The 13,407-nt window shown below is 34.6% G+C and carries 7 protein-coding genes; all 7 read left to right on the forward strand.

Annotated elements, in window-relative coordinates; genetic code table 11:
• Positions 1 to 16 precede the first annotated feature (16 nt).
• The 7 genes from ACW6PM_RS11010 (at position 17) to ACW6PM_RS11040 (ending at position 13,394) form a co-directional block, all read left to right on the forward strand.
• A complete protein-coding gene (locus ACW6PM_RS11010; RefSeq protein ID WP_456057187.1) occupies positions 17 to 2,311 on the forward strand; it encodes an RCC1 domain-containing protein in 2,295 nt (764 codons plus the stop codon).
• A gap of 344 nt (positions 2,312 to 2,655) precedes the next feature.
• Positions 2,656 to 5,916 (forward strand): hypothetical protein, encoded by a 3,261-nt coding sequence (locus ACW6PM_RS11015; RefSeq protein WP_456057188.1) that lies wholly within the window; start codon positions 2,656 to 2,658, stop codon positions 5,914 to 5,916.
• Between the two features lie 181 nt (positions 5,917 to 6,097).
• Positions 6,098 to 6,448 (forward strand): type II toxin-antitoxin system RelE/ParE family toxin, encoded by a 351-nt coding sequence (locus ACW6PM_RS11020; RefSeq protein ID WP_456057189.1) that lies wholly within the window; start codon positions 6,098 to 6,100, stop codon positions 6,446 to 6,448.
• Positions 6,435 to 6,737 carry a helix-turn-helix domain-containing protein gene (locus tag ACW6PM_RS11025; protein WP_044952070.1) on the forward strand — a complete coding sequence of 101 codons (303 nt, stop codon included), beginning with the start codon at positions 6,435 to 6,437 and terminating at the stop codon, positions 6,735 to 6,737. The genes ACW6PM_RS11020 and ACW6PM_RS11025 overlap by 14 nt, the downstream gene beginning before the upstream one ends.
• Positions 6,738 to 7,537: 800 nt before the next feature.
• Entirely contained in the window at positions 7,538 to 9,232 is a 1,695-nt protein-coding gene (locus ACW6PM_RS11030; RefSeq protein ID WP_456057190.1) for an O-antigen ligase family protein, read from the forward strand.
• On the forward strand, positions 9,222 to 10,613 hold the full coding sequence (locus ACW6PM_RS11035; protein WP_456057191.1) for a penicillin-binding transpeptidase domain-containing protein: 1,392 nt from the start codon (positions 9,222 to 9,224) through the stop codon (positions 10,611 to 10,613). Before ACW6PM_RS11030 ends, ACW6PM_RS11035 begins: the two co-directional genes overlap by 11 nt.
• 15 nt (positions 10,614 to 10,628) lie before the next feature.
• On the forward strand, positions 10,629 to 13,394 hold the full coding sequence (locus ACW6PM_RS11040) for a leucine-rich repeat protein (RefSeq protein ID WP_456057192.1): 2,766 nt from the start codon (positions 10,629 to 10,631) through the stop codon (positions 13,392 to 13,394).
• The last annotated feature ends 13 nt before the right edge of the window (positions 13,395 to 13,407 follow it).

Below are 13,407 nucleotides of genomic sequence, written 5' to 3' on the forward strand. Positions count from 1 at the left end.
ATTGGAGGATTGGGATATGAAATCGAAATTTATGTCTGTCATATTGATATTGGTATTGTTTATCGCTTCTTATATGCCTGTTTCTGAAGTAACAGCAAATGAAAACGATAAGGTTGAAATTAAATCAATAAATTTATGGAATACATCTGCAGCAATTGCGTCTAATGGCGATTTATACTGTTGGGGATTTAACAGATGTGGCGGTGTTGGAAATGGTGCTACGAATGATCAGCATACCCCGGTAAAGGTGTTAGAAAATGTTAAAGAAACAGTTTTGGAAAATGATACTACAGCAGCTATAACAGAAGATGGTGATTTATATTGTTGGGGGTATAATGAATATGGACAAGTTGGAAATGGAGCAACAGACAATCAGTTAACCCCGGTAAAGGTCTTAGAAAATGTAAAAGAGGTTTATTTAGACTTTTATACGGCAGCCGCAATAACAGAGAATGGCGATTTATATTGCTGGGGCTTCAATTTTGCAGGGCAAATAGGAAATGGTTCTACTGTTAATCAGCTAAAACCGGTAAAGGTCTTGAGTAATGTGCGTAAATTTTGCATTGATGGTCTTACATCAGCCGCAATAACAGAGAATGGCGATTTATACTGCTGGGGCGATAATGGCGCAGGAACAGTGGGAATTGGTACTACAACCAACCAGCTAACACCAAAAAAAGTATTGGAAGGGGTAAAAGAATTTTATACAAAAGCTAATACATCAGCCGCAATAACAGAGAATGGCGATTTATATTGTTGGGGGCATAATGAATACGGAGAAGCTGGAAATGGAAGTACATGTAATCAGCTATCTCCGTTAAAGATACTAGATAATGTAAAACAAGTATGTTTTGGGGAGTTCTCATCTACAACAGCAGCAATAACTTTAAATGGTGATTTATACTTATGGGGATATAATGAATATGATGAGCTAAATAATATACTATTACCAGCAAAAATATTGGAAAATGTAAAAAAGTATTATACTTATGATGATACATTTGGCGCAATAACAGAGAATGGAGATTTATATTGTTGGGGGAAAAATAGTTGGGGGCAAGCAGGAAGCGATACAGGGTATTATGTGGAAAAACCTGTAAAAATATTGGAAAATGTTAAAGATGTGAACATAGATGATGTTAAATCAATAGCGTTAACTGAAAATGGTGATTTGTATTATTGGGGAGCTAAAGGGAATCCTAATATTCCTTCAGAAGATAATGATGACTATCAGGCAATTCCAGTAAAAGTGATGGATAATGTAAGAGAAGCTAAGGTTTTTTATCATACATTTGCAGCAATAACCACAAACGGCGATTTATATTGTTGGGGCTATAATACATCAGGTCAAACAGGAAATGGTAACTTCAAGCGACAGTATACTCCGTATAAAGTATTATTCCCAACAGAAGATAATTATTCCGGTGAACTGAAAGGCCTTTCACTAAGCCTGAGTGATGATATCGGATTGAATTTTATTATGCGTCTGTCAGATGCGTTACTGATAGATAAAGATAACACATATGTCGAATTTACACCTGAAGGAAGCAAAAAATCCACACGTGTATATCTTAAGGATGCAGACAAGGTAAATTACAACGGAACCGACTGTTATTCATTTAAATGCAGGGTTAATGCCGCAGAAATGACCAAAAAGGTAAATGCGGTGCTTCATTGCAATGACTGGACAGGACAGACTTATTCATATTCGGTTTATGACTATGCAAGTAAAATACTAGCTGAGCCAGAAAGCAGCGAATACAAGTCATCAGCACCACTTATAAAAGCAATGCTGAACTATGGCGGATATGCTCAGACTTACTTTAATGAAAAAACAGATGCTCTTGCCAATAAGGGATTGCATAATAAGACCAATGATCCTGTATTAACAACTAATACAACAGTTTCAAAAGACTATAATTATGCTGTATTCAACAACAATATTGGCGTTTCATTCATAGGCGGCAGTCTTGTCTTGAATTCCGGTACGGATTTGAAGCTGTATTATAGCATGGATGACAAAAATATGGCGAATAACATAAATGTGAGTGTAAATGGACAAAATGTTTCACCTGAGTATGATGGAAATATCATGTGTGTAAGAGTCCCGGATATTAGTATTTCATCGCTTGGTGATACATATAACGTTAAAATCAGCGCGAATGGAAAAGAGATAAATCAGAAGTATAGTGTGATGACATATATGTATAAAGCACTAAATGCACAAAATTCTAATACAAAGCTGAATAATGTAGTAAAGGCGTTATATCTTTACAATGAAGCAGCAAAGCAGTATTCGATGGGAAATTGAATAATCGCACTAGGAGATAGAGGACAGAGATGTCCTCTATCTTATTATAAATTCGCTATACCGAGGATGGTATGGCGGATTTTTTAGATTATTTTTCTGATTTTTCTTCACCTGGTGGGTGTGATATTGAACAACAAAATATCGCAAAAGCTTGAAATTATAGGATTTAAGGAGTCTGTGAAGAAATCAACTTCACGGATTAAGGTCATCTTCAATTGTTATTGAGCAAAGTGTAAAACTTTCTTTGTGAACATCCATTCCTACGTAAACTGTGTTATAATTCATTACATATTGTCTAACTATATATTACGATGTGATTTCGAGCTATAAAGGAGAGGTAAAGAATGGATGAGCATGATGTAGTGGAAGCTGGAACTGATTTACTTTTGGGGAATCCTAAGTCAGCCTTAAAAAAAATAGGTTTATCAGTTTTTGATAAGAAACAGTTTGAGGCTATATTCGTATCAGCTGGGAAAACGGTTGCTGAATATGAAAAGGATAACACAGAGCAGAATGAACTTAGGAAAATTTTGTTCTGTGAAAAGAATATGAGGCTTTTAGCTAATGAAATAAGCAAGAAAAATATTTTTGATTGGCTAAAGGATTTGGATAGATGTGTTGATAATTTACTTTCTACAAGTGAACTTGATAGCATAAATAAAGATAGATGCAAGAAACATTTTGAGGATATAGTAATTTATGAAGTTAAAAAGTTATTTCCGCAAAGGTATGGTTCTTATTGCCTGGGAGATATCCATGACAATGTTAATAGTTTGATGGCATCGGCAAAATATAGTAACGAAATGCTATATAAGATTGCTGAGTTAATGAAGCAGTGCAATGATGCAGATAAACAGCAAAATAAAACTACACATGAAGACTGGCAGGATAAGAGTTCATATACCTTACATAAATGGCATTTGGAGAGGGTGGAAGTTGATGGTATATTTGCGCACAAAGATAGCTATACGGATGATATTATTAAACTAACAGAAACGTGGCAAAAGGAACGTGATGAATATCCGGGTTGGTATATTATTCCATATAATACGGCTGTAGAGTTAAGTATGTATACTGACGAGAATGGATTGTTACAAAAGCATGAGACGGAAGATATTGACGTAATGTTGGATTTTGCTTATGAATTGTGCTGGAGACGTATAAAAACAATGCTACCATATAGCGAGTATGAAGTATTTCACTTAAGGCAGATATGGGACAAGTATTATGTAAAAATTAAGGAAAATGCCGGTGGTTCAGACAAAATACGAAAGTGGTTCTATATAGGGCAGATACTGCTTTCTGATTATAGGGAGTCTATGAATTGGAACGAATGGCAGAGTCTTATGGACATTTTGACTGTCTATCAGGATAGTGGAAATAATGGTAAAGTCGACTTAATGATAGAAAGAGCTAAGGCATGTTATTTTAAATTAGATATACCGAGTTTGAGAAGGGAGTTGGATCAGTGCGATATTCCGGAGGAGTGTTATGAACAGAGACTGTTGGTAATAGGGCTCGATTTGGAATGTGGAAAATTGGAAGAATCACTTGAAAAGTTAAAGCAGCTCAGACAAGATTTAATTTGTAAAGTATATGAGAATAATGAAAATTATTATCTAAAGAGTTTAGAGGCATCGGTATTACAATTACTTTCTATTTGTCAGCAGGCATATTCTTTACATAAAGGAAAATACGAATTTGAACAAATGGGAATCGATGAGATATTAGAAGAGATTGACCGGAAAAAAGAATTTTTTAACTGGGAATCATGGAAAAATAATGTTGCTAAAGAACTTTTTAACCATTGTGTTGATAATCAATTTGAAAAGGAAACATTTGAACTAAACAGGAGCACAATGACCATATGCTCATATAGTCGTTCGGGTCATGCGGAAGGCTACCAGCTTTATAAAGTGTTAGAGAAACTTGGAATCCCATTTAAATGTGGATGCGTTACTGTTATTTCAGATATGGAATTGTCTTTGATATCTTCTATTTGCGATATTAATAATAGACTGGGTTTGTTACTGTTAGTTCGTTGTTCAAGTACAGGGACAATAGAAAAACTTGTTAATAGAAAATTTGTAATGGATTTAGAGAGTGAGTATATTGACGATGTTATAGATATTTTAATAAATGCTATTGAGGTTAATATCGGTGAAATAATTGCAATGGGAAATGGTTTCCCGGAATATTTAGCTGGGCATATAAGGGAAAATGTTCCTATATTATTGCAAAGATTTTCAAGCCGGGCATCTGAAAGGATGCAAAAAAAGGAATTACAGTTTATTCAGAAAATTATGAGTTATAGGAACATTCCACCTCGATTTGAAGTAACTCAATTAATTGATAAGCTATTACGGCAAATATCCGAACGTATGAAGGTTAAGCTACTTCCTCTAATGATGGAAACTGAGATTGTAGAGCAAGTAACAATGCATTCGAGAGTTGACGGTTCAAATGGAATAGATATTTTTGACTGTTATTTTAACAAGCAAGGATTGGATACTTTGTTTGAAGAATATCATGTGTTGATAGATGAAGATGTGATAAATTGGCTATTAAAAGATGATTGGAAGTCTGATTACGAATGGAAGACAAAAGTCGTAAGATTAAAGATTTTAGATGAATATCATCTTTTAAACACTAAACAGCATGATGAATATGTGAAGTTACTTTGGTCAAATATTGACGAGAAAACTCAATTGCCTAAATTGACTGGTTATTACTTATGGGTATATGAAACGCTGCCATACATTGATGAATCAATTCCCAAATTGTCGGTTAAGAATTATTTTATTACAAATGATATTGCTAAGGATAGCAATGATTTATATTTAAAACAATTGACACTTTTATGTGCGAATGCGGAGCTAGGCTATTGGAATGAAAACGACATGCTTATTATTATAAATAAGATAAGTAAATACTGGTACAAAATCGCAGAGAATACAGCAAATATTATGTTTGAGGATAATTCTAGAAAAGCTGTATATGCAATAGCAGCTGTGCTGGAAAATTGTAATGGTATGATTTCCGATGAAGCACGAGAGATTCTTATTAAATTGGCACATGAAATGAATGAAAAGGGGATTTATACAAAGTGTTTTGATATATTTATTTTGCGGGATGAACAATGGGAGCGTGATGTACAAGAGAATATTTTTTCAATGAATGCATCTCAATCAATAGATTCACTTAGAACTATGGAAAAGTATATTATACGTTATCCTGATAGTATTACTACCAGTGAAATGCTTGGAAAGATAGTCGAATTAATTGAGCTTAGGAAAGAACCGGGATTGCTTTCAGCTATATGGATATTACATAATCTGGTATATACGAAGAATACGGTTATTGATACTATTGGAATTGAAAGAATAGATAGATTACTGTGGTTTTTGGCAGAATTAATTAACTACGATGATGCTGCTATGAAAGATATTAAACATTGTATTGAGCTTAGACAGGCTTGTGCAGCGCTGGCTTTTAGATTATTTGATTGGAAGACAGTAAATTGCGGTAAGGGTGTGGAAAAATGGCGCGAGATTTGTAAATCATCTGATGAGGCAAACGAGGTACGTAATCAGTGGATATGGTAAAAATCCTCAGCGTAGCCCGCTATGCCTACGCTTTTTCCGTGCACTCTCCCGCCTAATATGGTGGTGGCAATGCCATTAAGCTAGGTGTTCGAGGTTTTGTTCGAATGAAAAGTGTTTGGAATCATCTTGACAATATGTTGAATACGACATATTATAATTATAAAGAGGAAGGAGCATACTAATGTACGAGATCATTTTATATGATACAGAAGATGGAAGATGCCCTGTGCAGGAACTATTAGATTCCCTGGAGCCTAAGTTGCTGGCAAAAACATTGCGGACAATTGACTTACTGGAAATGAACGGTCCATTGCTTCGTGAGCCATATTCAAAACCATTGGAGAATGGGATATTTGAGCTTCGTACCAAGCAGGGATCAGATATTACAAGAGTACTGTATTTCTTTATCGTAGGCAAGAGGGCGGTACTGACCAATGGATTTATAAAAAAATCGCAGAAGACACCAAAGGCAGAAAAAGAACTGGCAAAGAAGTATAAAGCAGATTATGAACGGAGGTATGGCAATGAGTAGCTATAAAGATTATAAAAAAAGAGCATTGCAGAATCCGGAGGTAAAGGCAGAATATGATGCATTGCAACCGGAATATGATATTATCCAGGCGATGATTGATGCAAGAGTGCAGCAGAATATGACACAGAAAGATTTATCAGCTAAAACCGGAATTACGCAGGCGGATATAAGCCGGATCGAGAATGGAACAAGAAATCCCAGCCTGAGTATGGTGAAAAAACTTGCACAGGGATTAGGGATGCAATTAAAGCTGGAATTTGTTCCGATGCCAACAAAAAATAAAATGTAAAGAGTATGAGAAAAAAGAAACTGTGAATTGTTGGGGGCAGGCACCAATGTGGTCAAAATAGCGACAACTTAAGGATAAAGTCTTAAGTTGATGCAAGATAAAGTTATCAAATAGAAGTTAAAAAACAAAGCAATTCAGAAAATGACGCACTTTAACAAGGACTTCGTGAAAGTCCTATTAATTAGTATAATTTTTATTTAAATCAAAAAGAAAATTTTTGATTGTTAATTAGAATATTACTTGTTAACTTCCGGTAAATTTTACACCTAAATGAATTAAAAAGTCAAAAAAGCCCGAAGATATGCGGTTTGTACTGCATTGTTCAAAGGAAAGTAGCGATATGGGACTATGAGAAAAGTACATAAAAATAGATACTATTTATGTTTACCAAAGCAAAGGAGAGAATTTATGAAGAAATACTTCAAGAGAAATTTAGCCAGTATATTACTGGAAAACCAGTTTAGAATCATTGGGATATAGTAGGCTATATGACTGCCAAGGCATATACAAAAGGCAATATGGATGCAAAGCTTAAGAATCAGCTTAATGCAATGTATTGGATGGAGAAAGAGAAGAGTAATCTTGGATAGAGCAAAGACAAAGACTTTATTGAATTCATTGTACTGGTTCGAATATCAGAAACAGCAATTGGCATAGTTTTGCTTGTAAATTTCATATAGAAAGAGTACTATAGTTTTAGAAGGCTATATACTCTTTCACATTAGGACACTACTGTTCGGGTGAAGAGTAGTGTCCATTTTTTATAAATACGGAAATTTGTATATTCGAGGATAAACTTTATGAAGAATCAGCAGAAAATAGAAGTGAATTATATGATACCGGCAGCATGTATGGTATTTTCGATTATTGTTGCAGGAGGATATTTTGAATATGCATCTGCAGTGCTTGCCATAGTGGGAGTGGCTTTTACCGTATATTGTATTTTTAAAGAAAGGGCAGTTTCTTATGTAAGGGATTATAATACGATAGCACTGTTTATATTTACTATTATGTATTTGGTAACAGCGATGTGGGCAGTTGATTCGGGAATGGCTGTTATGGGATTTGTTAAGTTTTTGCCGGTTATTTTCTTTTATGGAATTATGTGTCGTATTGAAAAAGACAGGGAGAAGCTGATAGGGATTCTACCGGTGATAGGAGTACTGATAGTATTATTTTCTGCAATAATGATGCAGTTTGAGTCTCTAAAAGGGTATGTGTCTGTGGCGGGAAGAATGTCCGGAAGCTTTCAATATCCCAATACATTTGCGCTATTTCTGCTGATTTGTTTGATAGTGGCACTATATAGTAATGATAGTTTAAGACAGAAGGCTGTATACATATTGGGATTAGCGATTGGAATCATATGTACAGGAAGCCGTACAGTTTGGATTATTACATTTGGAACATTACTTATATTGGCACTTTGTAATCGTAAATATCGTAAATTATCATGTTGCATAGTAATTATAGGAATAGTTGCGATTGCAATAGCATTGATTTTTGCAGGGAATTCATGGTTTGCCATGCGACTAAAGTCGATATCATTATCATCAAGTACTTTTCTTGGCAGATTGTTGTATGCAAAGGATGCCATGAAGCTAATATTGAAGCATCCATTTGGATTAGGATATTATGGATACTATTTTATGGAACAGGAAATACAGACAGGCGTATATTCTGTTGTAAATGTTCACAATGAGTTGCTACAGATGGCATTGGATATAGGAATTATTCCTGCGGTTCTATTTGAGGGAATGATACTCAGATCAGTTTTTTTGAAAAAACAGTTATCTAGAAATAGAGTGATTTTAAGCATTATAGCAATTCATTCTCTATTTGATTATGATTTCCAGTTTATAGGAATATTATTTGTAATGCTGCTCTTTTGGGATTACGGCAAGCAGCAAACGTTTAGGGTAAGTTCATTGACATATAGCACGGCCATTATATTTGCGATTGTAAGCATATCATTGGCTGGTATATGTGGAATATCTAATCTGTTTTACGTTAGAGGTGCATATGAAAAGGCATATGCTTATGGAAAAATGAACACAATGGCTCAGATACGACAAATGGAATCGGAGAGTGAACTTGAAAAATCGGTATCTATTGCAAATAGCATACTTAAGCGAAATAAGCATGTTCCTGCGACATATAGTACGTTAGCTAAGAAATATTATTCAGAGGGCAATATTCAAAACTATATTATATATGAGTTGAAGGCTATTAAGCTGCAGCCATATGAGATAAATGAATATATTGATTATGTAAATTCACTGGCAAAAGCAGGAACAGAGTATATTAATAATAATGATGTCGAAAGTGCAAAGATTTGTCTTGACAGAATGAAGGAAGTACCCGATATATTGAGTAAAGTTGAAAAGCAGACCAGTGATATTGCATGGAAAATAAAGGATAAGCCTGATCTTACTATGCCGGATGAGTATAATGAACTGGTTAAATCAATGGAAGAGGCTCTTAATGAAAAATAATAGCAGAAACAAGATAATATTTTACATCATAGTTTTCATAGCAGCATGCATGATTATTGTCATAGGAATTATATCTGATAGAAGGCTTAAAAAATCCGATGCCGGTAAAATAAGTATTGTGGATTCTAATGGAAAACATATTGCAGGAATTTTAGTGAATTCCGAGGATTTATCGGCCAGTTATGATTGTGAAGAAAATTATATGACGTATGCAGATGTTGTTTTTGATGAGGTCTTGGATTGCATTTGTAATAAAGAAAATATTACAAGGCAAAAAGCATATGAGGTTATAAAACAAAGTAATTGGATTATTAATACTACTATTGATACAGACTTACAAAAGAAATTGTATGATATGGTTCAGAATAAACCAATTAATAAGGAAAATGGATTTGCTGCAGAAATAAATGATATTAATGGTAGAGTGTTAGCCTGTGTATCAAGTGGTGATGATAATGACTATGTATTAAATAGGACATATGCAGGTTCTGTAATAAAACCATTAAGTGTTTATGGTCCGGCTATTGAAAATGGAACAATAAACTGGGCATCAATGGTTCCAGATGCACCGTACAAGACAATAACAGATGATTCAGGTAATGCGCGTGAATGGCCTGTAAATGTCGAATCATACACATATAAAGATTATACGGTTGCAGACGGATTGAAGATGTCACTTAATACAATAGCTGTGCGGACTTTGAAACAAAGTGGGGTAGAAAACAGCTGTGGTTTTTTGGAAAACAAATTTGGGATGGATGTTGCTGCAGAAAAGGAATCAATGGCGGCAGATGGGGAAGATGAGATACTTGGAAATATAGCGTTGGGATACTTGCGAAACGGAACAACTGTTAAAGAGATGACAGGATATTATCAGGTATTTTCAAACGGTGGCAGCTATACCAAATCACATGCAGTTATTTCTATTGACAAAGACCGGCATAATTATTATCAAAATAATGAAGCAAAGTCACAGGTATTTACAAGCCAGACGGCATATATTCTTAATAGAATGATGAAGAGAGTTCTCGATGAAGGAGGAACCGCTTCCGGTGCATATATGGATGGATATGATATTGTTGGAAAAACCGGTACCAGCGATAAGGATAACTGGTTTATTGCATGCACATCGAACTATATTTGTTCAATATGGAAAGGAAAAGACGATAAAAATATTCTAAATGATAAAACAGATATGTTTCAGCTGTGTGATGATATTATTAAAGAAATAGAAAATAAAGGGGATGAGTTTAAAAAAGCTGATAATGTCGAGGAAAAATGTATATGTGCAAAAAGTGGAAAAATTGCCGGAGAAAATTGTAAGGATACAATGATAGGATATTTTTTATCGGGCACTAAATTAGATATATGCGAGGAATAAGAAGGAGGATGCAAAATGACAAAGTTTGAAAAACAAATGATAGCAAAATTATTGGCAATTGCAATGATAGTATCTGCTATTGTCGGGATTGATTCAATGGTATCGGTCAAGGCAGCGGATGATATTCAGATGGTTGATATGTCGGAGCTGGCACAAATATCTAAAACAGATGTTGAGTCGACTGAAATCAATACACAGGAAATCTTTACGGGTGAAAAGACAGTTGACCAGACCAAGCCGGAACAATTGGAGACAGAAGGATATATTTATCATCTGGATGAGGCAGGGAATGCTATTGTTGATGGATATAATGGCCCTGATACAACTCTTGTAATACCGCAGAAGCTGGGTGGTAATACTGTTACCGAGATTGGAGAAAAAGCGTTTTACAAAGATAATACTATCGAATCGGTAGATATACCCAATACGGTAACAAAGATTCAGTATTGTGCTTTTAGCGATACTAAGAATTTAAAGAGTGTAACATTTAAAGATGGAAGTAAACTGCGTGCAATTTCTGAGCAGGCATTTAGTTGTTCTGGAATCAATACTATTGATATACCGGGTACCGTAGATACAATAGGAAGTTTTGCTTTTTTTTACTCTGATATAAAATCAGCCACCATCCCAAAAGGCGTAACGGAGATAGAGAATGGTGTTTTTGATAATTGTGCTAGTTTAGAAAAAGTGGAATTGAATTATGGCATTAAAAGAATTGGTGAATACAGTTTCTTCGCATGTAAAAGTCTTAAAGAATTGATTATACCTGATAGTGTTACTGAAATAGCAGATTTGGCATGTGCATCTAGCGGAGTTGTTAAACTGCAGCTATCTAATAGCTTGGAAAACATAAAATATAGAGCATTTGAATACTGTCATAGTTTGGAGAATGTTGTAATACCTGATAGTGTAAAGGAAATAGGTGTTGAAGCATTTGAAGGTTGTGATAATCTTAAATATGTAAAAACGGGAAAAAACTTAAATAATATTGGAGATTCTGCATTTAGAGATTGCCCATTATTAGAAAATGTTGAACTGTCTCAAGGTTCCGAGGTAGTAGAACGTATGGCTTTTGTAAGGAGTGGCATAAAGAAATTGACACTTCCCGATAGTGTGACAGAAATTCAGTACCATGCATTTTATACGGGTACCTTAGAAGTGGTAAATTGTCCAAAAAACTTGAAAAAGTTGTCAGCATTTGCATTCAGTGATAATAGTAAATGGTATTTAAGCCAACCGGATGGAGTAGTGTATTTAGGTACCATTGCATATAATTACAAAAGTAATATGCCGGATAACTATACGCTTAGCTTAAAAGATGGGACGACTGCAATTGCTGAAGCAGGTTTCCTAAATCAGCCGGTAGTGGAGGTTAATATTCCAAATTCGGTAACATATATTGGCGACTTGGCATTCGCTAATTGTTCAGAATTGAATGAGATAGAGATTCCATATGGAGTTGATGAGATAGGCAAATATTCATTAGGTTATAAAGTATATCAGTATTCTCAAACAGGAAGTGGAGAACATATTCAGTATTATGATCCGGCTTATGGTTTATGGAATAAAAAAATAAAATGTGATAATTTTACTATCAAAGGTTATTCGGGAACGGCTTCAGAAAGATATGCTAAGGAAAATGGTTTTTCATTTATAGATATTTCTCCTACTGCAATTTCGGTGGATAAGGTGGCAGTTTCATTACGCGGAGGAGAATCAGTACAGCTTAATGCATCTGTAACAGCTTCTGATGCTGCACATAATAAAAAAGTATACTGGAGTACATCCGATTCCGGGGTGGCATCAGTGACTGATGGCGGTCTGGTAACTGCTAATGGGTATGGAACGGCTGTTATTACGGCAAAGACAGTTAACGGTCTTACAGCATCATGTACAGTTACATCCAAAGGACCGGGAATAAATGTGAAATATGAAGGGGTTTCACTCTCGATAAAAGATAATATTGGAGTAAATTTCTATACAAAATTGTCTAATGAAGATCTGAATAATAAAAGCGCATATATGCGCTTTACATTAGAGGATGGTACTATTAAAGATGTTAAAATATCTGATGCAAGAACAATTGGTAGTGGTAAAAATATCTGTGTATTTACATGTGATATGCCGGCTGCTCAGATGGGAGATACGATTGCTGCGCAATTTATAGTTCCACAAAATAACGGAAGCGAAGTAAAGAGCAAGGAAATTACATATTCTGTAAAAGAGTATTGTAAGTATGTAATTGATAATAAAGAAAAGTTTGACGCTAGTGCAGTGGCAATTGTAAAAAAACTGCTCAATTATGGTGCATATAGCCAGAATTATTTCGATTATAAAAAAAGCAATCTTGTAAATGATCTTTTGACAACAAATGATAAGGCGCTAACATGTTATGAAGAACTGAAAGCATTAAAATCAACATATCAGGTTAATAAAGTTTCAGGAATTACTTGCCTGGGAAGCTCCTTGTTGTTGAAGTCTAAAACTACACTTAGATGCTATTTCACCATTGATAGCAGTAAAAATATATCTGACTATAAGTTTACAGTAGGAAATCAGATTTTAAAACCGGTTAAGAAAGATGGTAAATATTATATTGATTTAACAGGAATATTACCAGCCAATTATTCTAAATCATTTACTATAAATGTAAATGGAAAAGCGTTTGTTACATGTAGCGTAAATGATTATTGTAATAAAGTGCTAAATTCAAAAAACAGTAGTAATAAATTGTCCGATTTAGTGACTGCGATTTATGAATTAGGTACTGTATCAAAGTAATTAACTGGAAATT

Source organism: Agathobacter sp., assembly GCF_977054825.1.

Coding starts and splice junctions, on each gene's coding strand:
- ACW6PM_RS11010 (WP_456057187.1), top strand. CDS start 17: ATGAAATCGAAATTTATGTCTGTCATATTGATATTGGTATTGTTTATC.
- ACW6PM_RS11015 (WP_456057188.1), top strand. CDS start 2,656: ATGGATGAGCATGATGTAGTGGAAGCTGGAACTGATTTACTTTTGGGG.
- ACW6PM_RS11020 (WP_456057189.1), top strand. CDS start 6,098: ATGTACGAGATCATTTTATATGATACAGAAGATGGAAGATGCCCTGTG.
- ACW6PM_RS11025 (WP_044952070.1), top strand. CDS start 6,435: ATGGCAATGAGTAGCTATAAAGATTATAAAAAAAGAGCATTGCAGAAT.
- ACW6PM_RS11030 (WP_456057190.1), top strand. CDS start 7,538: ATGAAGAATCAGCAGAAAATAGAAGTGAATTATATGATACCGGCAGCA.
- ACW6PM_RS11035 (WP_456057191.1), top strand. CDS start 9,222: ATGAAAAATAATAGCAGAAACAAGATAATATTTTACATCATAGTTTTC.
- ACW6PM_RS11040 (WP_456057192.1), top strand. CDS start 10,629: ATGACAAAGTTTGAAAAACAAATGATAGCAAAATTATTGGCAATTGCA.